General features: G+C 41.9%; 26 protein-coding genes and 2 pseudogenes. 10 read left to right on the top strand and 18 right to left on the bottom strand.

Going from position 1 to position 24,651, the window contains the following annotated elements:
• Positions 1–57 precede the first annotated feature (57 nt).
• Both galU and MOC09_RS03815 read right to left on the bottom strand, forming a co-directional pair.
• Entirely contained in the window at positions 58–951 is an 894-nt protein-coding gene (gene galU / locus MOC09_RS03810; protein ID WP_268369627.1) for a UTP--glucose-1-phosphate uridylyltransferase GalU, read from the bottom strand.
• A gap of 6 nt (positions 952–957) precedes the next feature.
• Positions 958–1,415 (bottom strand): annotated as a pseudogene (locus tag MOC09_RS03815) (GtrA family protein).
• A gap of 618 nt (positions 1,416–2,033) precedes the next feature.
• On the opposite strand from MOC09_RS03815, the gene xynD reads away from it, so the two are divergent.
• Positions 2,034–3,575, top strand: a complete 1,542-nt coding sequence (gene xynD, locus MOC09_RS03820; RefSeq protein WP_268369629.1) for an alpha-L-arabinofuranosidase — start codon at positions 2,034–2,036, stop codon at positions 3,573–3,575.
• A gap of 127 nt (positions 3,576–3,702) precedes the next feature.
• Positions 3,703–4,971 carry a glucuronoarabinoxylan endo-1,4-beta-xylanase XynC gene (xynC, locus tag MOC09_RS03825; RefSeq protein ID WP_268369630.1) on the top strand — a complete coding sequence of 423 codons (1,269 nt, stop codon included), beginning with the start codon at positions 3,703–3,705 and terminating at the stop codon, positions 4,969–4,971.
• A 267-nt stretch (positions 4,972–5,238) separates the two neighbouring features.
• Here the strand turns inward: xynC and MOC09_RS03830 are convergent, their stop codons facing one another.
• From MOC09_RS03830 to MOC09_RS03840, 3 genes are all read right to left on the bottom strand, one after another.
• Complete coding sequence (locus tag MOC09_RS03830) at positions 5,239–5,502, bottom strand: YnfE family protein (RefSeq protein ID WP_088110833.1); 264 nt, start codon at positions 5,500–5,502, stop codon at positions 5,239–5,241.
• Positions 5,503–5,579: 77 nt separating this feature from the next.
• Positions 5,580–7,076, bottom strand: a complete 1,497-nt coding sequence (locus MOC09_RS03835; protein ID WP_268369631.1) for a cellulase family glycosylhydrolase — start codon at positions 7,074–7,076, stop codon at positions 5,580–5,582.
• A gap of 322 nt (positions 7,077–7,398) precedes the next feature.
• A complete protein-coding gene (locus MOC09_RS03840; RefSeq protein WP_268360722.1) occupies positions 7,399–8,796 on the bottom strand; it encodes an alanine/glycine:cation symporter family protein in 1,398 nt (465 codons plus the stop codon).
• A gap of 499 nt (positions 8,797–9,295) precedes the next feature.
• On the opposite strand from MOC09_RS03840, the gene MOC09_RS03845 reads away from it, so the two are divergent.
• Both MOC09_RS03845 and MOC09_RS03850 read left to right on the top strand, forming a co-directional pair.
• A complete protein-coding gene (locus MOC09_RS03845) occupies positions 9,296–9,649 on the top strand; it encodes a hypothetical protein (RefSeq protein ID WP_268360723.1) in 354 nt (117 codons plus the stop codon).
• Positions 9,650–9,673: 24 nt separating this feature from the next.
• Positions 9,674–9,799 carry a hypothetical protein gene (locus MOC09_RS03850; RefSeq protein WP_268360724.1) on the top strand — a complete coding sequence of 42 codons (126 nt, stop codon included), beginning with the start codon at positions 9,674–9,676 and terminating at the stop codon, positions 9,797–9,799.
• A gap of 47 nt (positions 9,800–9,846) precedes the next feature.
• Here MOC09_RS03850 and parC read toward each other — a convergent pair whose 3' ends face one another.
• The 3 genes from parC to MOC09_RS03865 form a co-directional block, all read right to left on the bottom strand.
• Positions 9,847–12,267, bottom strand: coding sequence for a DNA topoisomerase IV subunit A (gene parC / locus MOC09_RS03855; protein WP_268360725.1), 2,421 nt, complete (start codon positions 12,265–12,267; stop codon positions 9,847–9,849).
• A 3-nt stretch (positions 12,268–12,270) separates the two neighbouring features.
• On the bottom strand, positions 12,271–14,238 hold the full coding sequence (parE, locus tag MOC09_RS03860; RefSeq protein WP_268360727.1) for a DNA topoisomerase IV subunit B: 1,968 nt from the start codon (positions 14,236–14,238) through the stop codon (positions 12,271–12,273).
• A 394-nt stretch (positions 14,239–14,632) separates the two neighbouring features.
• Positions 14,633–15,040 (bottom strand): CoA-binding protein, encoded by a 408-nt coding sequence (locus tag MOC09_RS03865; protein WP_268360729.1) that lies wholly within the window; start codon positions 15,038–15,040, stop codon positions 14,633–14,635.
• Between the two features lie 168 nt (positions 15,041–15,208).
• On the opposite strand from MOC09_RS03865, the gene plsY reads away from it, so the two are divergent.
• On the top strand, positions 15,209–15,790 hold the full coding sequence (gene plsY / locus MOC09_RS03870; protein ID WP_252685486.1) for a glycerol-3-phosphate 1-O-acyltransferase PlsY: 582 nt from the start codon (positions 15,209–15,211) through the stop codon (positions 15,788–15,790).
• Positions 15,791–15,877: 87 nt separating this feature from the next.
• On the top strand, positions 15,878–16,165 hold the full coding sequence (locus MOC09_RS03875; RefSeq protein WP_268360731.1) for a HesB/YadR/YfhF family protein: 288 nt from the start codon (positions 15,878–15,880) through the stop codon (positions 16,163–16,165).
• A 30-nt stretch (positions 16,166–16,195) separates the two neighbouring features.
• On the opposite strand, the gene MOC09_RS03880 is transcribed toward MOC09_RS03875, so the two are convergent.
• The 7 genes from MOC09_RS03880 to acnA all read right to left on the bottom strand — a co-directional run bounded on the left by MOC09_RS03880 (position 16,196) and on the right by acnA (position 21,025).
• Complete coding sequence (locus MOC09_RS03880) at positions 16,196–16,495, bottom strand: hypothetical protein (protein WP_187956246.1); 300 nt, start codon at positions 16,493–16,495, stop codon at positions 16,196–16,198.
• 15 nt (positions 16,496–16,510) lie between these two features.
• The gene (locus MOC09_RS03885; RefSeq protein WP_014476945.1) at positions 16,511–16,927 is read right to left on the bottom strand and encodes a YbgC/FadM family acyl-CoA thioesterase; all 417 of its coding nucleotides are present in this window, start codon (positions 16,925–16,927) and stop codon (positions 16,511–16,513) included.
• 83 nt (positions 16,928–17,010) lie between these two features.
• Entirely contained in the window at positions 17,011–17,262 is a 252-nt protein-coding gene (tlp, locus tag MOC09_RS03890; protein ID WP_268369635.1) for a small acid-soluble spore protein Tlp, read from the bottom strand.
• Between the two features lie 35 nt (positions 17,263–17,297).
• The gene (sspN, locus tag MOC09_RS03895) at positions 17,298–17,444 is read right to left on the bottom strand and encodes an acid-soluble spore protein SspN (protein ID WP_268360734.1); all 147 of its coding nucleotides are present in this window, start codon (positions 17,442–17,444) and stop codon (positions 17,298–17,300) included.
• A 64-nt stretch (positions 17,445–17,508) separates the two neighbouring features.
• Positions 17,509–17,634: an FbpB family small basic protein gene (locus tag MOC09_RS03900; RefSeq protein WP_003244964.1), complete on the bottom strand. Its 126-nt coding sequence runs from the start codon at positions 17,632–17,634 to the stop codon at positions 17,509–17,511.
• A 79-nt stretch (positions 17,635–17,713) separates the two neighbouring features.
• A complete protein-coding gene (locus MOC09_RS03905; RefSeq protein WP_268360735.1) occupies positions 17,714–18,226 on the bottom strand; it encodes a redoxin domain-containing protein in 513 nt (170 codons plus the stop codon).
• A 69-nt stretch (positions 18,227–18,295) separates the two neighbouring features.
• On the bottom strand, positions 18,296–21,025 hold the full coding sequence (gene acnA, locus MOC09_RS03910) for an aconitate hydratase AcnA (protein ID WP_268369636.1): 2,730 nt from the start codon (positions 21,023–21,025) through the stop codon (positions 18,296–18,298).
• A gap of 227 nt (positions 21,026–21,252) precedes the next feature.
• On the opposite strand from acnA, the gene sspO reads away from it, so the two are divergent.
• The 4 genes and pseudogenes from sspO (at position 21,253) to MOC09_RS03930 (ending at position 22,713) form a co-directional block, all read left to right on the top strand.
• Positions 21,253–21,399, top strand: a complete 147-nt coding sequence (gene sspO / locus MOC09_RS03915) for an acid-soluble spore protein SspO (RefSeq protein ID WP_003244839.1) — start codon at positions 21,253–21,255, stop codon at positions 21,397–21,399.
• Positions 21,400–21,430: 31 nt separating this feature from the next.
• Complete coding sequence (locus MOC09_RS03920; protein WP_003221237.1) at positions 21,431–21,577, top strand: small acid-soluble spore protein P; 147 nt, start codon at positions 21,431–21,433, stop codon at positions 21,575–21,577.
• 80 nt (positions 21,578–21,657) lie between these two features.
• Positions 21,658–22,051, top strand: a pseudogene (cotM, locus tag MOC09_RS03925) (outer spore coat protein CotM).
• A 233-nt stretch (positions 22,052–22,284) separates the two neighbouring features.
• On the top strand, positions 22,285–22,713 hold the full coding sequence (locus MOC09_RS03930; protein WP_268360739.1) for a DUF2621 domain-containing protein: 429 nt from the start codon (positions 22,285–22,287) through the stop codon (positions 22,711–22,713).
• 31 nt (positions 22,714–22,744) lie between these two features.
• Here the strand turns inward: MOC09_RS03930 and MOC09_RS03935 are convergent, their stop codons facing one another.
• From MOC09_RS03935 to ccdA, 3 genes are all read right to left on the bottom strand, one after another.
• Positions 22,745–23,236 carry a CcdC family protein gene (locus MOC09_RS03935; RefSeq protein WP_268367283.1) on the bottom strand — a complete coding sequence of 164 codons (492 nt, stop codon included), beginning with the start codon at positions 23,234–23,236 and terminating at the stop codon, positions 22,745–22,747.
• A 77-nt stretch (positions 23,237–23,313) separates the two neighbouring features.
• Positions 23,314–23,676: a response regulator gene (locus MOC09_RS03940; protein WP_268363045.1), complete on the bottom strand. Its 363-nt coding sequence runs from the start codon at positions 23,674–23,676 to the stop codon at positions 23,314–23,316.
• A gap of 88 nt (positions 23,677–23,764) precedes the next feature.
• On the bottom strand, positions 23,765–24,472 hold the full coding sequence (ccdA, locus tag MOC09_RS03945) for a cytochrome c-type biogenesis protein CcdA (protein ID WP_268363046.1): 708 nt from the start codon (positions 24,470–24,472) through the stop codon (positions 23,765–23,767).
• Positions 24,473–24,651 lie beyond the last annotated feature (179 nt).

A 24,651-nucleotide genomic window follows, 5' to 3' on the forward strand; every position in this document is an offset into this window, starting at 1 on the left:
TCCTCATCTTTTTCACTATTATATGACTGATTGACGAGCAAGATGGTTACAATTTTTTTACCGAAGCATTTCTTTTGTTTCCCGCTTGATCACCTCTTCTAAATAAGCCAAAAGCTGTGATCTTATTTCGGGGCGCATTAAACCGATTTCCGTGCTCGCTTTAAAACAGCCCAGCTTATCGCCAATGTCATATCGATTTCCTTCCAGCAGCCGGGCATGGATCGGCTGCTTACGGCAAACCTCACGAAGCGCATCGGTGAGCTGAATTTCGTTGCCCGCGCCTCTGCCAATGGACTTCAACACGGGGAAGATCGAAGAATTCAGCACATACCGTCCCATTATGGCGATGTCCGAAGGCGCTTCTTCAGGCGAAGGCTTTTCAACTAAATCCTTCACTTCATACACAGGCCCTTGAGAGCCTGATGTATTTATCATACCATATTTGCTGACATCCTCAGGGGGAACGGACTGTACACTGACAACCTCTGTGCCGTAAGCATCGTATACATCCATTAGCTGCCGAAGAGCCGGTTTTTCAGACACCATAATATCATCGCCTAAGAGAACGGCAAAAGGCTCATCTCCGATAAAATGCTCCGCACACAGCACCGCATGGCCTAATCCGAGCGGCTCTTTCTGGCGGATGTAATGAATATTGGCCAAATCAGCAATCTGCTGCATTTCCTTAAGTGTCTCCGTCTTGCCTTTTTCTCGCAGATTGAATTCCAATTCCGCCGACCGATCAAAGTGATCTTCAATCGAGCGTTTGTTTCTCCCTGTAATAATCAGTATATCTTCAATTCCTGACTCTGCAGCTTCTTCTACAATGTATTGAATTGCTGGTTTGTCAACGATTGGGAGCATTTCTTTTGGCTGCGCCTTTGTCGCTGGCAGAAATCTCGTTCCTAAACCCGCTGCGGGAATGACCGCTTTTCTCACTTTTTTACTCATTCATCTTCACTCCTGATCCTGTATGTTTTTCAGCGAATCTCCAAATACCCAGATTTGGTTTCCGATAAAATTCATCATCATCCCGCCGATAGTGGCGGCGAGCTTACTCACCAAAAGCGAAAAACCGCCTTTTTGAAGCAAATAAAGCAGCAAAAAGGTGATCCCCGACGCGGCAATATTAATCATAAGAAAGCGCCCGATCTCTTTCCCGCCAGTCTTATGTTTTACACGAAACGTCCAATTCCGGTTCCACACATAGCTGTTGATGATACCTGCAGAATAGGAGCAGATCTGTGCCGGCAGATAAGGGACATGACAAGCAGTAAGAAGAAAGAAAACACCAAAATCTATCAGCGTATTGCCGGCGCCTACGGTGCAAAAACGGCCTAATGTCTTTATTTTTTCTTTCAGCATAACGGTACCTAATTTGACCTCCCTTCATAATAGATGCGGATGGCTATTATATTTGTTGATAGGGATTACTTTAGCGGACAGTGTTGAAAAAACAATTAATAAAATATGAACAAAACATGAAAAAACCGTATACCGCTTAATCGTTCTTATACTCTAGAAAAACAGCCGTATTGAACGGCTGTTTTTTTGTGCCTGAAAACTATTTTTATATACAAATATAAACGGAGTGTTAGCCCTATCTTAACAATGAATAAATGTATCCAGTTCCTATGTAGAATCGAACACTAACTCCTCCAAAAGGTTCTATGCACAATTTTTTTAATGATGTAGGATGTTATATAAAGGTATTTATGGATAATTCTGTATCCCCTTTCGATGTGATAAAAGGGAGACGATGATCAATCCTGTCTTTTTATTTTCTGGTCAATGGTCGCTAGGAATGGGGGGTTGGAACAAATTTGAAGAAGCGAGTGGTGCGATCACCTCGAAGGAAAGAGAATGAAAACACACGAAGATGAGCTTTCAGAACAAGAACTCGGAACATTCGATTCATGTGCAAAATTAATATGTCAAATTAAATAGTTTTCATCTATTTTATGCTTCATGACTGTAGTCTTCATATTCCGAAAGAAAATCCCTTATTTAAGGAAAAAGGAGGGTGTTAAGTTATGCGTAAAAAGTGTAGCGTTTGTTTATGGGTTCTTGCTTTATTATTGAGCTGCTTATCTGCGAAGTCTGCGTATGCTGCCACCAGTACTACAATTGCAAAACATATAGGAAATTCAAACCCGCTTATAGACCATCATTTGGGAGCAGATCCGGTTGCGCTGACCTATAATGGAAGAGTCTACATCTATATGTCAAGTGATGACTATGAATATAATAGCAACGGAACGATTAAAGATAATTCATTTGCCAATTTGAATAGAGTATTCGTCATATCTTCAGCGGATATGGTGAACTGGACAGACCATGGAGCCATTCCGGTAGCAGGTGCCAATGGAGCTAATGGAGGCTGTGGAATTGCAAAATGGGCCGGTGCGTCCTGGGCACCGGCAATCGCAGTAAAAAAAATCAATGGCAAGGATAAATTCTTCCTTTATTTCGCAAACAGCGGCGGAGGTATCGGGGTTCTCACCGCAGACAGCCCGATTGGCCCATGGACCGACCCCATCGGAAAAGCCCTCGTAACGCCAAGTACGCCAGGAATGTCTGGTGTTGTATGGCTTTTTGATCCGGCAGTATTTGTAGATGATGACGGCACCGGTTACCTATATGCCGGGGGAGGCGTTCCTGGCGGTTCAAATCCAACGCAGGGACAATGGGCCAGTCCTAAAACGGCAAGGGTCATAAAATTAGGGCCTGATATGACGAGTGTTGAGGGAAGTGCATCTACAATTGATGCGCCTTTCATGTTTGAAGATTCGGGGTTGCACAAGTATAACGGAACATACTACTATACCTATTGCATCAATTTCGGTGGCATACACCCGGCCGATAAACCCCCAGGCGAGATCGGCTACATGACCAGTTCAAATCCCATGGGTCCCTTTACATATAGAGGGCACTTCCTGAAAAATCCTGGTGCATTTTTCGGAGGCGGCGGAAACAACCATCATGCTGTTTTCAATTTTAAAAACGAGTGGTATGTCGTGTACCATGCGCAAACTGTCAGTTCGGCTCTGTTCGGGGCAGGCAAAGGATACCGCTCTCCCCATATTAATAAGCTGGTGCATAATGCAGATGGATCTATTCAAGAGGTAGCGGCAAATTATGCAGGTGTAACACAACTTTCCAATTTAAACCCATATAACCGGGTAGAAGCTGAAACGTTCGCTTGGAATGGACGCATTTTGACAGAGAAATCGACAGCACCCGGCGGGCCAGTAAATAATCAGCATGTAACAAGTATTCAAAATGGAGACTGGATTGCTGTAGGAAATGCAGACTTCGGAGCGGGCGGTGCCAGGACATTTAAAGCAAATGTAGCATCCACTTTAGGCGGGAAAATAGAAGTGCGCCTCGACAGTGCTGACGGTAAGCTTGTTGGAACTCTGAATGTACCTTCAACAGGCGGAGCGCAAACCTGGAGAGAAATAGAAACTGCAGTAAGCGGGGCTACCGGTGTGCACAAAGTATTCTTTGTATTTACCGGAACAGGCACAGGAAACTTGTTTAATTTTGATTACTGGCAGTTTACGCAAAGATAGGACTTGTAATGGGACCGTTTAAAAACGAGACGCGTGAAGAACGGGCCAACACCGGAACTCGCCATTATGGATATGCCATGCAGATTTTCTAATACCGTAAAAGACACATGACGAAGGAGAGGAATAAATGATTCCACGCATAAAAAAAACAATTTGTGTACTATTAGTATGTTTCACTATGCTGTCAGTCATGTTAGGACCAGGCGCTACTGAAGTTTTGGCAGCCAGTGATGTAACAGTTAATGTATCTGCAGAGAAACAAGTGATTCGCGGTTTTGGAGGGATGAACCATCCGGCTTGGGTTGGGGATCTTACAGCAGCTCAAAGAGAAGCCGCCTTTGGCAATGGACAGAATCAGTTAGGCTTCTCAATCTTAAGAATTCATGTAGATGAAAACCGAAATAATTGGTATAAAGAGGTGGAGACTGCCAAGAGTGCGGTCAAACATGGAGCAATCGTTTTTGCTTCTCCCTGGAATCCTCCAAGTAATATGGTTGAGACCTTTAATCGGAATGGTGACACATCGGCTAAACGGCTGAAATACGATAAGTACGCCGCATATGCGCAGCATCTTAACGATTTTGTTACCTTCATGAAAAATAATGGTGTGAATCTTTACGCAATTTCAGTCCAAAATGAGCCTGATTACGCTCACGAGTGGACGTGGTGGACGCCGCAAGAGATCCTTCGCTTTATGAGAGAAAACGCCGGCTCGATCAATGCCCGCGTCATTGCACCTGAGTCATTTCAATACTTGAAGAATTTGTCGGACCCGATTTTGAACGATCCGCAGGCTCTTGCCAATATGGATATTCTCGGAACGCACCTGTACGGCACCCAGGTCAGCCAATTCCCTTATCCTCTTTTCAAACAAAAAGGAGCGGGGAAGGACCTTTGGATGACGGAAGTATACTATCCGAACAGTGATAACAACTCGGCGGATCGATGGCCTGAGGCATTGGATGTTTCACAGCATATTCACAATGCGATGGTAGAGGGGGACTTTCAAGCTTATGTATGGTGGTACATCCGAAGATCATATGGACCTATGAAAGAAGATGGTACGATCAGCAAACGAGGTTACAATATGGCTCATTTCTCGAAGTTTGTGCGTCCCGGCTATGTAAGGATTGATGCAACGAAAAACCCTAATGCGAACGTTTACGTGTCAGCCTATAAAGGTGATAACAAGGTCGTTATTGTTGCCATTAACAAAAGCAACACAGGTGTTAACCAAAACTTTGTTTTGCAGAATGGATCTGCTTCTCAGGTATCCAGATGGATCACGAGCAGCAGCAGCAATCTACAACCTGGAACGAATCTCAACGTAACGGGCAATCACTTTTGGGCTCATCTTCCAGCTCAAAGCGTGACAACTTTTGTTGTCAATCGTTAAGGGCACCTAAGACCCGCAAACTCATTTTTCAATAGAATGTCTGAATTTGCGATTTCCTGATCGGGAAATCGCTTTTTTATAGAAGGTATAGGCCAAATTAGGGAGAGAAGAAGTATGTACAAACAGCAAAGCTTACTTCTTGAGTTTTTATCAGTTTACATAATATATATTCTAGGAAGTAACTGAAAGAAATAAATTTCTGTCTCATTGTCAAAGTATACTTAAGTTAGTGAGACAGAAATTGAAATGTTACAGTTGAATGCCTAATCAAAAAAATGGCGTTGTCAATCCATAATAAACTGCTTCTAAATCTTCCAGCGTCATATCGCCATATGCGCATTTGATAACCGAGTCAGCAAACACATCGTAGTCATAATCCGTTGAAAAACCTTGCTGTAGCTGTTTTTCGTAACCATCGATCTGTTCTTTTTGATGTTGGATGTCTTTTTCCTTACCTGGATAATCCGGACCATTGATCACATCGTTCATTTCTTTGAACAGCACCATATACTGTCTCAATGTTTCATCCACAACGTAAACCTCCTTGTTTTGCTGTATAAGATGATGAAAACGGACATCATTATTGCTGATGTCCGTCAAAAGCTTAACTACTTGGGTTCTTCTCCCCAAATCAGTTTTCCGTGATTATATAATGTGATTTTTTTCGTTGTTTTAAACGTATTTGATTGGAAAAAGGAATAATCTCCGTTTTGTGCATAATTGCACCAGTCATCATTATGAAGACGAAGCTGAATATTCCCTGTGCTTGCTCCCGTTAACAGTGTTCCATTTTTAAACCCTAGTTCTAAATAGGTATCTGCGCCTCGCTTAGGTTTATGTAACGTCACAAACTTGTAGGTCACATTTCCGCATCCGATCTGAGCGTAGTCACAATCAAAGTTTTGGCCTTTATTTTTCCCGTTATACCAGTAACGGACAGTAACATCTTTTAAATTTAACGTAGTGCTGCCGTTATTTTTGATAAGAAGCTGCGGGCGGATTTGGTTTCCGTTCACACTCCCATCACCCGCTCTGTATTGCACAGATATACTGTTTTTCTGTGTGGGTTTACCTTGTGCTGGCGTTTCAGGACTGTTTTTAGTCGAATCTTTAGTGCCGAGAATGTTTTCTCTTACGAATGCTCCTGAAGCAGATAAATCTGATAATGGCCAGCCGCCTGTTTTAGCTGCTCCCGGCTTTAAAGCTGAAGATGATTCCTGCTTATCAGAAAGATTCCAGTTGACCCAGCTGATGTTCTTGCTGTTGAGATAATTCAGCCATTCCCGCGACTGGTCAAGGAATACTCCGCCATTTCCGGAAGCATCGCTTGTCCCCCATTCCGTCACAAAAAGAGGCGCTCCTTTGCTGAGAGCATAGTTGGCTTTATCCCGTAAAAACTGGCCATGTGTGCCGGCATAAAAATGAAGCGCGTACATGACATTTGCATCCTTTAGCTGATCATTGGCAGCATCATTTACATCCTGGCTCCATGTACCGGTTCCGACAATGATGATATTATCGGGATCATGTTTACGGATAACGGAAATGACTTCTTCCGCATACGGTTTAATATCACGCTTCCAGTTCACATCGCCGTTTGGTTCGTTTGCAATTTCATAAATGACGTTTGGCGTGTTTCCGTAAAGTCTTGACATTTCCTCAAAGAATTCTTTTGCCTTTTCTTTATGTTGATTCGGATTGCCATCATTTAAAATATGCCAGTCAATGATGACATATATCCCGAGCTCTTTTGCCGCTTCAACCGCTTCTTTCACTTTGTTTTTCACAGATGGATTATCAATATAGCCACCGTCTGCCGTATACATCGCCGCTCGGAAAACCGTAATGCCCCAATCGTCTCTCAGCCATTTTAAGCTGTCTTTATTGACAAAATCGCCGTACCATTGCAATCCATGTGAACTGATCCCCTTCAACTGCACCGCTTTCCCGTCTTGACTGACTAGCTGTGTACCTTTTAAGCTGAGCTGGCCATTTATGGATACTGGCGTTTTTGCCCCTGCTGCGGATGCAGCCGGCCCCAAGCTGCTGGTTGCCAATAATGCAATTAATAAACAAATGATAAAAAAAGAGACTGAACGTTTCATATATTGATCTTTCCTCCTTTAAACATTATATAAGGAATATGCCTACCGACTTACCACTCCCCCCTCCCTTCTCTTTGTTTAGCACGAACTCATTGTAAAAATCTTTCTCATCATTGTCTATCAACCTAATTTCTTGTTTTTAAGCAGCTTAAAACCCTGTCTATTTGCTCTTTTTGCCTTATTTCTGGTACAGCTGATACATGTTAACAAAACATAAAAGTGTTTAACCAGGACTTTACACGTTATTTTTTTATCTAAAAAAATTCCGCTTCTTTTTAGCAAATAAAAAGCTGCATCCAATGAATTGAATGCAGCCGTGTTCTTATGCTTCTTGTTTCTCATCTTCCCAAGTTTCAGCGTTTTTCAGGCCCGGGATGTTTTTCGCTTTGAATACAGGATCAAGCCCTTGCTTACGCTGTTTCGCGTAATCCTTATACACTTTATAAGCAACGTTTGACAGCAGCGCAATCACAATTAAGTTAATCAGCGCCATGATACCCATAAAGAGGTCCGCCATATCCCAAACGATTTGGAAGCCTGATAGAGATCCATAGACAACCATAGCAATAACAGCGATACGGTAAATGTTCAGCCATGTCTTGCTAGTTTTAATAAATTCAATGTTTGTCTCGCCATAATAATAATTCCCGACAACTGAACTGAAGGCAAACAGGAACATTGCGACAGCGATGAAGCTAGGCGCCCAGCCTCCAATATGATGATTAAGGGCAGCCTGCGTTACTTGGATACCATCACCTTTTGGTGCCACACTGTACAGCAAAATAATGAAGGCTGTAGATGTACATACGATAAAGGTATCGAAAAATACGCCTAATGTTTGAATAAAGCCTTGCTTTGCCGGATGCGATACATGAGCTGTCGCAGCCGCGTTCGGAGCGCTTCCCATTCCAGCTTCGTTTGAGAAAAGTCCGCGCTGAGCACCGATAACAATGATGCCTCCTAATCCGCCGCCGACGATTTGTTCAATACCGAAAGCATTTTTCACAATTGTTGCGATAATGCCAGGGAATGCTGTTATATTAGTAATAACGACAAACAAAGCAATGAGAATATAAATGCCTGCCATAACCGGCACGATTAGCTGTGATACAGCCACAACACGTTTTAAACCGCCAAAAATGATAAACGCCGTTAAAGCTGCCAGAACAATGGCGACAACAATTTTATTGACATGGAATGCGCCATCTAATGCCCCTGAAATGGTGTTCGTTTGAACAGCGTTAAAGATTAAACCGAATGAGACCGTAATTAAGACAGCAAAAACAATGCCGAGCCATCTGACCCCAAGGCCCTTTTGGATATAGTAGGCCGGTCCACCGCGGAAATCGTCTCCGTCCTTCACTTTATAAAGCTGCGCTAACGTACTCTCAACAAAACTCGAAGCCATCCCTACAGCAGCTACAACCCACATCCAAAATACAGCGCCCGGTCCGCCAGTTGCAATGGCTAAGGCGACACCAGTCAAATTTCCTGTACCGACTCGGGATGCGGCCGAAATAAAGAATGCCTGCATAGATGAAACACCTTTATTTCCTTCTGGTTTCTCCCCTACTATTCTGAACATTTCAATAAAATAGCGGAATTGGATAAAACCAAAACGTATGGTAAAAAATAATCCAAGCCCTATTAAAATATAAAATAGGTATTTCCAGATGAAATCACTTGGAATATTAATCAAACTGTTGAAAAAAGACTCCATATTTACCTCCCGTTTTCATCAATCACTATGAATTCGATTTTGATGTTAGATTTTTTAACATAACGAGTCTTATTATATCACAATATGTCGAATTAGGAAGTTTTTTCGTGAAGATTATTGTTCTAGATTGAGTTTTACCCCTTTGGTCCTCTCTCTTTTATTTTCCCATGAATAAAAATATTTCATTTAAGCTTGTATTTAAAAAAAGAGATTCTTTTAAAAATGTAAGATTTTCTTGCCTGTCACTTTCTGTTTCCTAAGATAATTAAAGTTATAAATCCTAAACAACAAACATAACGTTTAAAATGTGTTTTCATTCACACCTTAGATCGGGTATACATACACTAATAAAAGATATTTCTCTTTCAAAAATAAGCAAAAAGATATATACTTAACAAAGTGAACTTTATTTTTAAATTTAATAAATCAGGTTTACTTTGGGGATGAATTGGGGTATTATTATAAAAATATTCAGTAATATTAAAGGGGGGCAGATCATTTGAAAAAGGTAACGATATTGAAAGCATCCATCTTGTTCTTGGCGATTGCCAGTTTTCATTTGTTCTCAATTCCCCATGCCTTTGATATTGGCCATCATTATAAGGCTGTAGCTGACCAGCAGGAAATGCATGAAATGAAAGCCGGACAAAATGCAGATGATGAAAAGAAATCCATCACAGGAGCATTTACCCTGACCGCTTTATGGGCATTGGCTGTTCTGCTTGTAACCGCTGAAAGCAAACATACGGGTTACTCCCGGAGGCGACAGCGAAAGAAAAGCTTTATACTGGCCAAATTTTATCAATCGTCTTATTTTGGCAAACTTCATGTTCAACATCACCCGATTATATAACAAAATATGAGGAGGCTGTTTAACATGTTGTTTATCTTAAGAATGGTGATTTTAGGCTTATTTTCTTTCACAGCGCTGAATTTATTTGTATGGCAAGGAATCGAAGTCATTCATGCCGTAACGGATCTTTTCTCCAGCCATGAAAGCTGATTCATAAACAAACGAAACCCGCTCACATCATGCGAGCGGGTTTTTTATTATTGTTCTGTATGAAGGCGCCAGACAGCTGTAACCTTGCCTGATTCCTCTTCATCAATCAAGAAAGAGCCATTGCTGTATCTGTCGTTTGTCCGCAAGTCTTTTGCCAGCAGTTCTTTTCTGTCGCCTTTTTCAGTTTCTGCCATAAATCGCTGATCAAGACCGCAAGCGAACACTGAGACGACACGGTGAGGATTCTTCTTCAGTTCCCTTAACATAACGACACCGCGTTTTGCGCGGGATGTTTTTTCAAACTCAGAAAGGCTCATGCGTTTCACCGCTCCCCGCTGAGTGAACAATACAATTGAATCAGATTCCTGAAGGATCTCTCCGGAGACAACAAAGTCATCTTCTTTTAAGTTAATCCCTTTGACACCTGCCGCACGCGCGCCAACTACATTTACTTCGTCTTCTCCAAACCATAGGCCGTACCCTAGATGAGTCGCCATAAAGATCTGGCTTTCCCCATTTGTCACATGTACATCGATCAGTTCATCTTCACCCTTTAGATTTAAGGCCACAAGCGCCTTAGAATATCGCTGTGCTTTATAATGGGTAAGTTCTGTCTTTTTCACCATGCCGTTTTTCGTAAAGAACAAAAGATATGCCGACGGATCAAATTCTTTTATCGGTATAGCCTTTACAATCGTTTCATCACGGTCAATAGTGATCATATTTGAAAAATGCTGGCCCATGTCCTTCCATCTGATATCAGGCAGCTGGTGAACCGGACAATAGATATAGCTTCCTTTGTTCGTAAAGAGCAGCAGCACATCCGTCGTATTCATTTCAAACTGATGCAGCATTCTGTCCGTATCTTTCATTCCGAAATCCTGACCGTTAGAAGCGGCAAATGACCGCTGGCTCGTACGTTTCAGGTAACCATCCTTTGTAACAGTCACATATACATCCTCAGACGCAACCATCACTTCAAGGTTAATTTTAATTTCCTCAATTTTTTCTTCAATCACTGAGCGTCTCGCATCTGCATATTTCTTTTTCAGTGCTTTTAAGCTGTTTGTGATCACTTTTAAGAGCTTTTTATCGTTGCTTAAAATAGATTCAAGCTCTTCAATCTTTTTGCCAAGCTCTTCTGCCTCTTCCTTCAGCGCTGTGATATCTGTGTTTGTTAAACGGTATAGCTGCAATGACACGATCGCTTCAGCCTGAGGCTCTGTAAATTCATATTTCGCAATCAAATTATTTTTAGCGTCACGTTTATCGCTGGAAGAACGAATTGTTGCAATCACTTCATCCAAAATGGACAAAGCTTTCATGAGACCTTCTACGATGTGGTGTCTGTCTTTTGCTTTTTGAAGCTCGTAAACGGATCGGTTTGTGACGACTTCCTTTTGGTGGCCGATATATGCGTCCAAAATAGACGGCAGGCTCATCAGCATCGGACGGCGGTTATGGATGGCCACCATATTAAAGTTATATGTGATCTGCAAATCGGTATTTTTATATAAGAAATTCAAAATACCTTTGGCATCTGCTTCTTTCTTCAGTTCAATGACTACTCTCAGCCCTGTTCGATCCGTTTCATCACGAACCTCCGAGATGCCCTCAACCTTTTTATCAATGCGGAATTCGTCCATTTTTTTCACAAGGTTTGCTTTGTTTACTTCAAATGGAATTTCAGTAATGACAATTTGTTCTCGTCCGCCTCTGATTGTTTCAATTTCAGCTTTTCCGCGGATAATGATTTTCCCTTTTCCGGTTTCGTAAGCTTTTTTTATGCCGTCAACGCCTTGTATAATACCGCCTGTTGGAAAATCAGGACCTTTAATGACTTCCATAAGTTCATCAACAGAGCAAGATGGCATTTGAATGCGCTTGATGACAGCATCAATGACTTCTCCCAGGTGGTGAGGGGGAATGTCGGTTGCGTATCCTGCTGAAATCCCGGTAGATCCATTGACCAATAGGTTAGGAAACATTGCCGGGAGTACGACAGGCTCCTTGCTTGTATCATCGAAGTTCGGCACAAATTCAACTGTATTTTTGTCAATGTCCCGAAGTAGCTCAGAAGCGATTGGAGATAATCTCGCTTCTGTATAACGCATGGCTGCCGGGGGATCTCCGTCGATGCTTCCGTTGTTCCCATGCATTTCGATTAACACATTTCGCACTTTCCAATCCTGGCTCATACGCACCATTGCTTCATAAACCGAACTGTCACCGTGCGGATGATAGTTACCGATAACGTTACCGACCGTTTTGGCCGCTTTTCTGAAGTTTTTATCAAACGTATTTCCGTCAGTATGCATCGCATACAGAATTCTGCGCTGCACCGGCTTTAAGCCGTCTCTCGCATCTGGAAGCGCCCTGTCTTGAATAATATATTTACTATAGCGTCCAAAACGGTCGCCGATGACCTCTTCTAATGGTAAATCATGAAATAATTCTGGCTGTGACAATCATTATACCTCCTCAGCGACCGATAAGTTTTCATTTTCTAAAATATTGCTCTCTTCATCTAAGCCGAAAGCGACGTTTTTCTCAATCCACTTTCTGCGCGGCTCTACTTTGTCTCCCATTAACGTCGTCACACGTCTCTCTACGCGTGCCGCATCGTCGATTTTGACCCTTACAAGCGTGCGGGACTCCGGATTCATCGTCGTTTCCCATAGCTGGTCTGCGTTCATCTCTCCAAGACCCTTGTACCGCTGAATGGTATAGCCCTTGCCGACTTTTTTCAAGACATCATCCATCTCTTCATCAGACCAAGCATATTCAATGATTTCCTTTTTCCCGCTTCCTTTGCTGACCTTATATAAAGGTGGCAATGCTATGAACACCTTGCCATGCTCAATGAGCGGCTTCATGTAGCGATAGAAAAAGGTGAGAAGCAGCACTTGAATATGAGCGCCGTCAGTATCCGCATCGGTCATAATGATGATTTTGTCATAGTTGATGTCATCGATTGAGAAATCCGCTCCGACACCCCCGCCGATCGCATGTATGATTGTATTGATCTCTTCATTTTTAAAGATATCAGCAAGCTTAGCTTTCTCCGTATTAATGACTTTACCGCGTAAAGGCAGTACCGCTTGGAATCTGCGGTCTCGTCCCTGTTTGGCTGATCCGCCTGCTGAATCCCCCTCAACGAGATATAATTCATTTTTTGCAGGGTTTCTTGAACCCGCAGGTGTCAGCTTCCCGCTTAATGTCGCTTCTGATTTTTTGCGTTTTTTGCCGCTTCTTGCTTCTTCACGGGCTTTTCGTGCCGCTTCTCGCGCCTGGCTAGCTTTGATCGCCTTTTTGACAAGAAGTGTTGCGGTGTCCCGGTTTTCCTCTAAAAAGTAAGCAAGCTGCTCTGAAACAATTGCGTCAACTGCTGATCTCGCTTCACTAGTCCCGAGCTTTCCTTTTGTTTGTCCTTCAAATTGAAGAAGTTCCTCAGGAATGCGGACAGAAATAATGGCTGAAAGCCCTTCCCTTATATCGGTGCCTTCCAGGTTTTTATCCTTTTCTTTCAACAAAGCCACTTTTTTCGCATATTCATTAAAAGCACGTGTCATCGCTGTTTTTGCACCTGACTCATGCGTGCCGCCGTCTTTTGTTCTGACGTTGTTAACAAATGACAGGATGTTTTCAGAATAGCCATCATTAAACTGGAACGCAAAGTCCACTTCTATTGAATGGTGCTCTCCCTCAAACGAGACCACTTCAGATAAGACGTCTTTCTCCTCATTTAAGTAAGCGACAAACGCTTCTATGCCGTTCTCATAATAAAAGACCTCATGCTGGTCATTCCGCTCGTCAATCAGCTCAATTTTTAATCCTTTTAACAAAAACGCCGATTCTCTTAAGCGCTCAGAAAGCGTTTCAAAATTATAAGTGGTTGTGCTGAACATCGTTGGATCTGGCTTAAAGTGCGTAAGCGTCCCTGTCTTTTTTGTTTTGCCGATCTTTTCAAGAGATGTAACCGGTTTTCCTCCATTTTCAAATCGCTGCTGATAGACGAAACCGTCCCGCTCAATGGTAACCGTCAGCCATTCAGATAAAGCATTCACGACAGATGCACCGACTCCGTGCAGCCCTCCGCTTGTCTTATAGCCGCCTTGGCCGAACTTTCCTCCGGCATGAAGCACAGTTAAAATCACTTCAGGGGTTGGTTTGCCAAGCTTATGCATTCCGGTCGGCATGCCGCGGCCTCTATCCTGTACAGAAATACTGTTGTCTTTATGTATTTTGACGATAATATGATCTCCATGGCCGGCAAGTACCTCGTCGACAGAGTTATCTACAATTTCATAAACCAAGTGGTGCAAGCCACGCGCGTCAGTAGAGCCAATATACATACCCGGCCTTTTCCTGACAGCCTCAAGGCCTTCGAGCACCTGTATGGCATCTTCGTTGTAATCAAATTGCTGTTTTCTAGCCAAACGTACAAACCCCTTTCAAAAACTAACATTGTCTTTCTCTTTTTCAGTGTTACGCGTCAATAGTATAAAGTATTTTTTATAAACCTAGCCTCAAGCCGGTACTGCCTTGGACTCCTCATTATAACCAATATGTTTGCGATCGCAACATAGAGCGAACGAATCAGTTCGCAAAACATCGGCTAGTGCTGTTTTTACGTCATGAGAACGTATGTTTGTTTATTATATATAAAGCAGCAGACCTTCGCAAATCGAACGGCCGAAACCCAGCTGGACAAGGTATTCAAAAAAAGCTGTTCAAGCTTTATTGTATCTGTTTCACCGTAATACGCAAACAATATCTTAAAATTAAAAAGCAAAAATCCTTGAATTTACAAGGATTTTTGCAGTTCTGCACCTATTTTGTTACAGCGTGCGCCACTTTTATGCACAGATCCATGATAACCGTTCTGCCTTTTTCCTTTAGCATCTGGTAAGCTTCTTCGTTTACCAATCCTTGCTGTGCCCAAAATACTGGAGCATCAGTTTCCAAAAACTCTTTCGCCACGTCTGGAAGCTGTTCTGAGCGCCGGAATACATTGACGATGTCAATCGGGCCGTCAATCTCCTTTAAAGATGAAACGGCTTTGACACCAAGCGCCTCATCAATTGTAGGATTAACGGGAATGATTTCATAGCCCGCATCCTGCATCGCTTTTGAAACCATATGGGACGTTCTATCCGGGCGGTCTGAAAGCCCCACTACCGCGATTCGTTTGCTTCTATCAAGAATCTCTTTAATTTCTGCTTTGGATGGGTTTTGCATCATGTACCACTCCTTTTTTATTTATCTTACACGAAAAAAATGAAAGAAATCAAAGTATGATGCATGTTTGATTGGATTTGTAAGCAAACTTTACAAAAAACTTGTCATCAGATCATGACATCTCATGTTAAAATAGAAAGAAGGGATTTTGAAAAAGGAGAAATGTAGATGTTAATTGCTTTATTGATTATTTTGGCCTACCTGATAGGCAGCATTCCATCTGGCTTAATTGTGGGCAAGCTTGCCAAGGGAATTGATATTCGGGAGCACGGAAGCGGCAACTTAGGCGCTACCAATGCATTCCGTACATTGGGCGTAAAAGCTGGTTCGGTCGTTATAGCCGGGGATATTTTGAAAGGGACGCTGGCGACTGCATTGCCTTTTCTCATGCATGTTGATATTCATCCGCTTCTTGCAGGAGTCTTTGCGGTTTTAGGACACGTGTTTCCCATCTTCGCCAAATTTAAAGGCGGCAAAGCCGTGGCAACATCCGGAGGCGTTTTGCTATTTTACGCACCTCTGTTATTTATCACGATGGTCGCGGTATTTTTCATCTTTTTATACTTGACTAAATTTGTTTCTCTGTCATCGATGTTAACAGGGATCTATACTGTTATATATAGTCTCTTTGTCCATGATAAGTATTTATTGATTGTCGTTACCCTGCTCACTATCTTTGTCATATACAGACACCGGGCGAACATTAAACGTATTATCAATAAAACAGAACCAAAAGTAAAATGGTTATAAACGTAAAAAACTTCTCTTTTGACACAGAATAGCCTAATACGTTTATAATAGAGAAAATTCAAATGAAGAACAAAGGGGTGTTCTGTTATGAATATGACAATTAACGAAGACGCACTGAACTGGTATAAAGAAGAGCTCGATTTAGAAAGCGGAGACCAGGTTCGCTTTTTCGTCCGCTACGGCGGCTGCAGCAACGTTCAAAAGGGTTTTTCTCTCGGTGTGGCGAAAGATGCCCCACAAGAGGCTGGAGTCACTGCAGAAGCCGGCGGCATTACTTTCTTTATCGAAGAAAGTGATCTATGGTATTTCGATAACCACGACCTTCTAGTCAGCTATTCAGCGGACGCTGATGAACCTGTTTTTGAATACCAATAAAAAAGAACGCACATTACGTGCGTTCTTTTTTTACAAATGAAATCGAATAAGATGATCGGTCAGGTTTTCTTGTTCCAAAATATACTTTTGGGTCTCACCCAGCAGATCAAAGTGAGGAAATCCACTTTTCCTATGTATCCATTCTTTTTTTAAACCGTACGCCTCTCCCCATTGAATCAGCTTATCAATATCTGCACAGCCGGCTTTTGTCACGGTCTTCGCTTCTGGGAACCGGTCATCCAGCCAGTAATGTGTTAAAAATGCGATTTCTCCTCTTTTTACCGCTTGTTTCCACCGATTCAGTTCCTCACGTTTCACACCAAACGCCATATTTCGTTCACTTCCCTATTTTTTGGCCTTTTCATATGCTGCGTGCCAATCAGGGAAAGCTTTGCGAAACTGAATAGGCTTAAAGCTTTCTTTATCCACACAAATATGAGATGAGGTAGCTTCAATAGAAAGCTCACCGGCCGGATTGTAAATGTGATATCCATAGACGGTTTTAAAGCCGTTGTATTGCTCTATCCACGTGTGCACAACCGCAGTTTCTCCATAATGAAGCGGCTTTTTATAGGAAATATTGATATCAACGACTGGAGACAGGACACCTCTCTTTTCCATATCACTGTATAAAAAGCCTAAATCCTTAATCAGGGCCGTTCTGCCGACCTCCATCCACACCAGATAATTTGCGTGATAGACGATCCCCATTTGATCTGTTTCTGCGTAACGCACTTCTATTTCTTTTTTTGATACATGCAAGATTACTCTGCTCCCTTAACGTCAATTTAGCCCCATTTTACCATAATCAAATCAGAAAGAAAAAAACCAGGTTTCCCTGGTTTTTAAGAGCGGTATCCGTTTTCTCTCGCTGCAGATTCGTCTTGAATTTCATTGCGAAACGCTTCGATGCTTTGTTCGCGTCTGGCATTTTTTTCTTTGATGCGCTGCTTATCTTCTCCTGAAGCAAACTCCATTGATTCTTCTGCTTCTTCCATGTTTTCAATTGTATTTTGCACCATATCCTGCAATTTTTCTACGTTATCAGAACGGTCATCAGGATTAGGCTGCTGGTATTGCTTTTGGTTATTCGTCATTCGAATGTACCCCCTAGAAATAAATTCGATTCGCGTTATTCGCCTTTTGTTTGCATGATGATCGGCTGCTGGCCGGAAGTATCCTGCATTTTTTCCCCTTTATTGGCTTTATATTTTACAGGCTTTGTACCCAAGTGGCTTGGAGCATATTGAGGCTGACCGTTTTTCTTGTTGTTTCCCATGTTTATCCCTCCTCAACAGATAGGATTCTCAAAAGGAGGGGTAAACATGAATACAAATTAAAGGTTATTTTTGCTTAAATCGCTGTTCAAGCTTTTCTTCAAGCTGATTCAAATACTCTGTATTGGTCATCAACTCTTTTTTATTTTCCATGACAAGCTCATGAAAAGAACGCTTTCTCATCTTCTTCACTCTTCTCACCTCCGCATATTCTTTTATTTTTTCCAATTCTGAAAACTTGTAAGCGTATCAGAACATAAAAAAACTGAATCTAATCAAGATCCAGTCTTTGTTCCATTTCTTTTTTTGTCATCGTGCCGATGTGTATGTCTTGAATAACGCCTTTTTCATCTAAGATATACGTCGTTGGGTATGACATCACGTTATAGTCAGCATTGATTCCTTTTTTATCAATCAGGATAGGAAACGTTAAATCATACGTATCAGCAAACGATTGAACCTGTTGCTCGCTTTTCTCAGCTGAGGTGAAATTCACCGCCACAACAGCAAGTTTATCTGCGTGCTCTTTTTGGAGCTGTTCCATCGCCGGCATTTCCTGACGGCACGGCTTACACCAAGTTGCCCAAAAATTGAGCAGCACTTTTTTTCCTTTTGTGTCCTGTAAGGAGGTTTTCTCCCCTGACAACGTTTTCAAAGTAAAATGAGGTGCTTGCTGTCCCTCTTCAATCCCGACTTCTTTTTTGCTGTATGTTTGATACAAATTCCATCCCATATAACCGGCAAGTATGATAAGCAGAATCCCTGCGAGCCATTTTTTCAGCATATGCCACCTCCGCAGCACATTAGTCATAAAAAGAAGAGAAAGCTGAATGCCTTCTCTTCTATTGATTCATCAGGATTGCTTCATTTTTTCACGAAGCACCATTTGCAGGATGCCGCCATGGCGGTAGTAATCAATCTCAACTTCGCTATCGAAGCGGACGACTGCTTCAAATGTTGTTACATCACCGTCTTCATTGATTGCTCTTACTGTGACAAGGTCACGAGGGCGAACGGTTTCATCAACATCAACCTCGATGACTTCTTTACCAGTTAAGCCGAGTGTTTCCGCATTTTCACCTTGTTTAAATTGAAGCGGCAGCACACCCATGAATACAAGGTTGCTTCTGTGAATTCTTTCAAAGCTCTCAGCAATTACCGTTCTGATGCCGAGAAGGTTTGTTCCTTTTGCAGCCCAGTCACGTGAAGATCCCATACCATAGTCTTTTCCGGCTAACACGACAAGACCGGTTTTATCTTCTTTATATCTCATGCACGCATCGTAGATCGATGTTACTTCACCAGTTGGCCAGTACGTTGTATATCCGCCTTCTGTTCCCGGCGCGATTTGGTTTTTGATGCGGATGTTTGCAAATGTCCCTCTCATCATCACTTCATGGTTTCCGCGGCGGGAACCATAGGAGTTAAAGTCGCGAGGTGAAACACCTTTCTCCTGCAAGTACTTACCGGCAGGCGTATCTTTTCCGATTGCCCCTGCTGGAGAAATATGGTCGGTTGTGACTGAATCACCAAATTTGCCGACAACACGAAGACCTTTTAATGGCTCAACCTTGCCTGGTTCCACAGACATTTCTTCGAAGAATGGCGGGTTCTGAATGTAAGTAGACTCGCTATCCCATTTATATAAAGCTTCATCTGTTGTTTCAATCTCGTTCCAGCGCTTGTTATCATCAAATACCGTTTCATATTCTTTGCGGAAGAGCTCAGGTGTTACAGTTTGCTTAACAAGTGAATTAATTTCGTCCATTGACGGCCAAATATCATTAAAGTAAACGTTTTGACCATCTTTGCCCACGCCGATCGGATCGGTTTTCAGGTTAATGTTCACCGTTCCAGCCAGTGCATACGCCACAACAAGCGGCGGGGAAGCAAGATAGTTGCCTTTAACAAGCGGGTGAATACGCCCTTCAAAGTTACGGTTTCCGGAAAGAACAGATGTAATCAGAAGATCGTTTTTCGCAACCGCTTCTTCGATTTCTGGTGATAGCGGTCCTGAGTTTCCGATACATGTTGTACATCCGTATCCAACGAGGTTAAAACCAAGCTCTTTCATGTATGGAAGAAGGCCTGAATTCACAAGATACCCTGTAACGACTTTTGAACCCGGTGCAAGTGACGTTTTCACATAATTAGGCACCTTAAGCCCTAATTCAACCGCTTTTTTCGCCACAAGTCCGGCGCCGATCAAAACGTACGGGTTTGATGTATTCGTACAGCTTGTAATCGCAGCAATCGCGATTGCACCCGTTTTCATAACTGTTTCTTCGCCGTTGAGAAGTTTAAACTTAATTTCTTTATCCTCTTCTTCAGCATTTAAACCGAACCCTTGGTTACCCGCAGGGCTGACTAAGTGCTTTTTAAACGTTTCCTGCATAGCAGAAAGCGGGATTAAATCCTGAGGACGTTTTGGACCTGATAAGTTTGCTTCAATTTGAGACAGGTCAATTTCAACCACATCAGTAAATTGAGGGTCTTCAGCATCAGGAGTATAGAACAAGCCATTGCTTCTGCAGTATGCTTCGACAACATCAATATGTTCTGGATCACGGCCTGTCAGTCGCAAGTAGTTAAGCGCTTCTTCGTCTACTGGGAAGAATCCGCATGTAGCACCATATTCCGGAGCCATGTTCGCAATAGTTGCGCGATCTGCAAGCGGCAGTTCAGCAACTCCCGGCCCGAAGAATTCAACAAACTTTCCGACAACGCCTTTTTCGCGCAGCACCTGTGTCACTTTTAACGCTAAGTCAGTTGCTGTTGTTCCGTTTGGAAGCTTGCCGACAAGTTTCGCGCCGATTACCTCAGGAACAGGGAAGTAAGAAGGCTGTCCAAGCATTCCCGCTTCAGCTTCAATTCCGCCGACACCCCAGCCAAGAACGCCGATTCCGTTAATCATTGTTGTGTGGGAGTCTGTTCCGACAAGCGTATCAGGATACGTTACAAGCTCGCCGTCTTCTTCAATGGCATGAACGACACTTGCCAGGAACTCGAGGTTTACCTGGTGCACGATCCCTGTTGCAGGCGGCACTGCCTGATAGTTGTTAAACGCTTTCTTTGCCCAGCTTAAAAATTTGTAGCGCTCTGCATTTCTTTCGAATTCTAAATCCATATTAACAGCTAGCGCATCTTCTGTGCCCGCTTTATCAACCTGTACAGAGTGGTCAATAACGAGATCAACAGGAATTTCAGGATTAATTTTATCTGGATCTCCGCCTACAGCTGCCATTGCTTTACGCAGTGAAGCAAGGTCTACTACTGCCGGAACCCCAGTGAAGTCTTGTAAAATTACACGAGACGGTTTGAACGGAACGTCGATTTCCTTCAATTCGGCAGTTCCCCATTTTGCCAAATTTTCCACGTGCTCTTTTTTAATGACGAATCCGTCAACTTGACGCAATACTGATTCTAAAAGAACTTTGATGGAATAAGGAAGTTTCGAAACTTTCCCGATACCTGAATCCTCTAACGCCTTTAAAGAGTAGTAATGATATGTTTTCCCATTAGTAGTAAACGTTTTTCTCGCTTGGAAAACGTCTTTTGCTGCTGTTTTTTGCTCGTTTGCCATTCTCCAAAATCCCCCTTCAGATCAGATCATTCTCAGATGAATGTTACATTCCATCACAATTTTCTCACAATTTCATATTAAAACAAAATCATACATAAGTAAATATCAATGTTTTTATTAAATACAATAAGTTCGGCTTATGAGACTAATGTACCGGTAATTATTGCTGTTTATGCTCTCTCATATATCATCACAAAAGGAGCCATATTATGATTGAGGTGATAATGATGGTCAAAAGAAAAGCAAATCACGTCATTAACGGAATGAATGACGCGAAAAGCCAAGGCAAAGGCGCCGGCTACATCGAAAACGACCAGCTTGTACTGACTGAGGCTGAACGCCAAAATAATAAAAAAAGAAAAACCAATCAATAACTTCGGACTCTTTTAAGGAGGTTCTCATTTTATGACCAATAAAAATACAAGTAAAGATATGCATAAAAACGCCCCTAAAGGACACAATCCGGGCCAGCCGGAGCCTCTGAGCGGAAGCAAAAAAGTGAAGAACCGAAACCACACAAGACAGAAGCACAACTCAAGCCATGATATGTAAGAAAAGCAGACCTAAGTGTCTGTTTTTTTATGCGTTCACCCATTTCTCAACCTCCGCATATGATGGAAAGCAAGGTTGATATGTGGAGGGAATGCTTCCATGACCCATTCAAAACGTAATGATGCTAATGATTTCGATGGTATGGATGAGTGGCTTCGGCAATTTTTTGAAGACCCCTTTGCCTGGTACGACGAAACATTGCCTATTGATTTATATGAAACAAGTCAGCAGTATATTATTGAAGCGGATCTGACGTTTTTAAAGCCGACACAAGTAACGGTTACCCTGTCCGGATGCGAGTTCATTTTGACAGTCAAATCATCAGGACAGACGTTTGAAAAACAAATGATGCTTCCTTTTTATTTGAATGACAAAACCATTCAAACTGAATGCGAAAACCAAATACTCACAGTTGCCGTCAATAAAGAAACAGAAGATGGTTCTTCTTTTTCTCTTCAATTTCCTCTCAGCTAAACATAAAAAGTCACTTTCATCCCCTATTATGAAAGTGACTTTTTTTCCGTCCGTTTATCGTCAAATACCCTCTAGTGACTCTCCCATGGCCAAATAGCAGATTCACTATACAATAAAATATGATCTACTATCTCTTTTGACTAGACGTCTATCACTTTTTTCTATTCTTTTTTTACTGTGTTCTTCTATTCTCTCTTCGTATACAATATGGTTAGAATAAGGGGGAATGATTAATGCTTGAAGGCTGGTTTTTGTGGTTTATTCTGTTTTGGGTGATCACGATGGTTGTCTTATTATCAATCGGCGGCTTTTTTATGTTTCGAAAGTTTCTAAAGCGTTTACCAAAAGAAGACGGCAGGTCAGAGCTTGATTGGCAGGATTACTATATCGAAAAAAGCAGGCATCTGTGGAGCAATGAAAACAAACAATTTCTGAATGAATTGGTATCGCCTGTTCCGGAACTGTTCAGAGATGCCGCAAAAGCCAAAATCGCAGGTAAAATAGGTGAGCTAGCATTAAAAGAAAAGGTATCAAAGATTGATCAGCAACTGATGATCAGAGGCTATATTCTCGCAACTCCTAAAAGAGACCATACCTTCTTAAAAAGACATCTGCGAGACAAAAATATCGATCTCGAACCTTATCAGACCCTTCTTAAATAAAAAAACCTTTCCTGACAGGTGGAAAGGTTTTTTAATTCATTTGAATATTAGCTGACTGCAGTTCATTATGAAGTTTTCGATATGATAAATACATGGCGATTCTCCACGGCACAATCATACCGAATGCCAGAATCCAAAACATTCCGCTCAATGCGCCGTAATCAATTGATGTGCTCAAAATTGATTTCATCACGATTCTGATCACTAAAAGACCGACTAATATAAAGACAAATGCTTTAGAGCGCTTCAAGTAAATTTCATTATTCTTAATTTCAAACTTAGACGTTTTGATTAGAAAAATAGAGAAAATCACGCCTAAGGTGATGGCTTCTAAAAACTCTGCACCAGTGACCCAAAATACCGGAAATAAAAACATTAACGCTCCCGTACTCATAAAAATCGGCGGAAGAATGATTTTTTTCGGTGAAACGGGCTTGTCAGATGACTTTATTCTGACCACCATCACAGCTACAGCCATTAACACAGCAATAATCGATGAAATTATAATCATCATACATATCATTCCTTTGTTTCTCGGAGTGTGATACTATATACTATACTCCAAAACAATAAAAAAAACCAATTTCAAAAGAAATGACTTTAATGCCCCATAACGCGGCTAACAGCTTCTAACACTTTTGATTCCTCGAACGGCTTGACAATAAAGTCCTTCGCCCCCAGTTCAATTGCTTCAGCTACAATTCTTTGCTGGCGCATGGCAGTGCACATAATGACCTTCGCTTTAGGGTCAAAGGTTAAGATGTCACGAAGCGCTTTAATGCCGTTTTTCACTGGCATTGTAATATCCATTGTCACAATGTCCGGCCGAAGTTTTTTATACAGGTCCGCTGCTTGCTCACCGTCCGCTGCTTCGCCTGCGATTATGTAATTTGCCTCTTCCAAGATCTCTCTAATTTTCACTCTCATGAACTTGGCGTCGTCTACAACTAAAACTCTTGTCATATTCCCCTCCAAAAAACGATTTCCACAGATAATAGTCTTATTGTACCAAAAACAAAAGGTTTAGTAGTAGTTCGAAAGTAATTTACCGTCAAAAACCAGTAAATCCCCCAAATAGATCAGACAGCAAAATAATGATCACACTCATCCAATCAAAGAATAACAGTATACCAATCACAATCATCAAAACGCCTCCCGCTTTCATCATCAAAAGCTGGTTTTTCCTTATCCACTTCAGCTTTGTGATAAAAAAAGACAATAAAAGAAACGGAACAGCAAAGCCGAGTACATATAACAGCATATACGGCACCGCTGAGCCTGGATTTGTCCCTGCAAGCGTGATAACAGCGGCTAAAATCGGACCGGTACATGGCGTCCATCCCGCTGCAAATGCCATTCCGATTAAGACGGAACCTAAAAATCCGGTTGGTTTATGTTTAAAATGGATTCTCCGCTCTTTCATCATTGCCTCAGGCCGGAACACGCCAAGCGTAATGAAACCGAACAAAATAATGAGCAATGCCCCAATTTGCCGAATTGCATCGTGATAATCCCTAAACAGGCTGCCAATAAAGGATGTTCCGTAGCCTAAAGCGATAAAAATGATCGAAAAACCAAGCAAAAAACACAAAGTATGAAACAAGCTTCTTTTCTGCAGCAGCAGCTTTTCGGTTTTCACATCATCCATGCTGACCCCTGTAATATATGACAAGAAAGCTGGGTAAAGCGGCAGGCAGCAAGGCGAAATAAAGGATAAAAACCCCGCTCCGAATGTCAAAAAGTAATTTACATCTCCCATGTCATCATCCCTTCATCATTTGACATACCTTCAAGTTATGACAAAATGATTTCATTTTTTTAACACTTTTGCTTGAAGGATTTCTATTTATAGAAAAAACTTATATAATTTAATTTGACATTGAGATATTGTACTCCTTCTCATTTGAAAATTAGTATAAATATGGATATAATATAAAC

The organism is Bacillus sp. N12A5 (assembly GCF_026790125.1).
In the GTDB taxonomy this organism is placed as follows: Bacteria; Bacillota; Bacilli; order Bacillales; family Bacillaceae; genus Bacillus.

What these genes read in the sequence shown, in the direction of transcription:
- galU (WP_268369627.1), bottom strand. Translation starts at nt 951, where the DNA reads ATGAGTAAAAAAGTGAGAAAAGCGGTCATTCCCGCAGCGGGTTTAGGA.
- xynD (WP_268369629.1), top strand. Translation starts at nt 2,034, where the DNA reads ATGCGTAAAAAGTGTAGCGTTTGTTTATGGGTTCTTGCTTTATTATTG.
- xynC (WP_268369630.1), top strand. Translation starts at nt 3,703, where the DNA reads ATGATTCCACGCATAAAAAAAACAATTTGTGTACTATTAGTATGTTTC.
- MOC09_RS03835 (WP_268369631.1), bottom strand. Translation starts at nt 7,076, where the DNA reads ATGAAACGTTCAGTCTCTTTTTTTATCATTTGTTTATTAATTGCATTA.
- MOC09_RS03840 (WP_268360722.1), bottom strand. Translation starts at nt 8,796, where the DNA reads ATGGAGTCTTTTTTCAACAGTTTGATTAATATTCCAAGTGATTTCATC.
- MOC09_RS03850 (WP_268360724.1), top strand. Translation starts at nt 9,674, where the DNA reads ATGTTGTTTATCTTAAGAATGGTGATTTTAGGCTTATTTTCTTTCACA.
- MOC09_RS03865 (WP_268360729.1), bottom strand. Translation starts at nt 15,040, where the DNA reads ATGCAAAACCCATCCAAAGCAGAAATTAAAGAGATTCTTGATAGAAGC.
- plsY (WP_252685486.1), top strand. Translation starts at nt 15,209, where the DNA reads ATGTTAATTGCTTTATTGATTATTTTGGCCTACCTGATAGGCAGCATT.
- MOC09_RS03875 (WP_268360731.1), top strand. Translation starts at nt 15,878, where the DNA reads ATGAATATGACAATTAACGAAGACGCACTGAACTGGTATAAAGAAGAG.
- MOC09_RS03880 (WP_187956246.1), bottom strand. Translation starts at nt 16,495, where the DNA reads ATGGCGTTTGGTGTGAAACGTGAGGAACTGAATCGGTGGAAACAAGCG.
- tlp (WP_268369635.1), bottom strand. Translation starts at nt 17,262, where the DNA reads ATGACGAATAACCAAAAGCAATACCAGCAGCCTAATCCTGATGACCGT.
- sspN (WP_268360734.1), bottom strand. Translation starts at nt 17,444, where the DNA reads ATGGGAAACAACAAGAAAAACGGTCAGCCTCAATATGCTCCAAGCCAC.
- MOC09_RS03905 (WP_268360735.1), bottom strand. Translation starts at nt 18,226, where the DNA reads ATGCTGAAAAAATGGCTCGCAGGGATTCTGCTTATCATACTTGCCGGT.
- acnA (WP_268369636.1), bottom strand. Translation starts at nt 21,025, where the DNA reads ATGGCAAACGAGCAAAAAACAGCAGCAAAAGACGTTTTCCAAGCGAGA.
- sspO (WP_003244839.1), top strand. Translation starts at nt 21,253, where the DNA reads ATGGTCAAAAGAAAAGCAAATCACGTCATTAACGGAATGAATGACGCG.
- MOC09_RS03920 (WP_003221237.1), top strand. Translation starts at nt 21,431, where the DNA reads ATGACCAATAAAAATACAAGTAAAGATATGCATAAAAACGCCCCTAAA.
- MOC09_RS03930 (WP_268360739.1), top strand. Translation starts at nt 22,285, where the DNA reads ATGCTTGAAGGCTGGTTTTTGTGGTTTATTCTGTTTTGGGTGATCACG.
- MOC09_RS03935 (WP_268367283.1), bottom strand. Translation starts at nt 23,236, where the DNA reads ATGATATGTATGATGATTATAATTTCATCGATTATTGCTGTGTTAATG.
- MOC09_RS03940 (WP_268363045.1), bottom strand. Translation starts at nt 23,676, where the DNA reads ATGACAAGAGTTTTAGTTGTAGACGACGCCAAGTTCATGAGAGTGAAA.
- ccdA (WP_268363046.1), bottom strand. Translation starts at nt 24,472, where the DNA reads ATGGGAGATGTAAATTACTTTTTGACATTCGGAGCGGGGTTTTTATCC.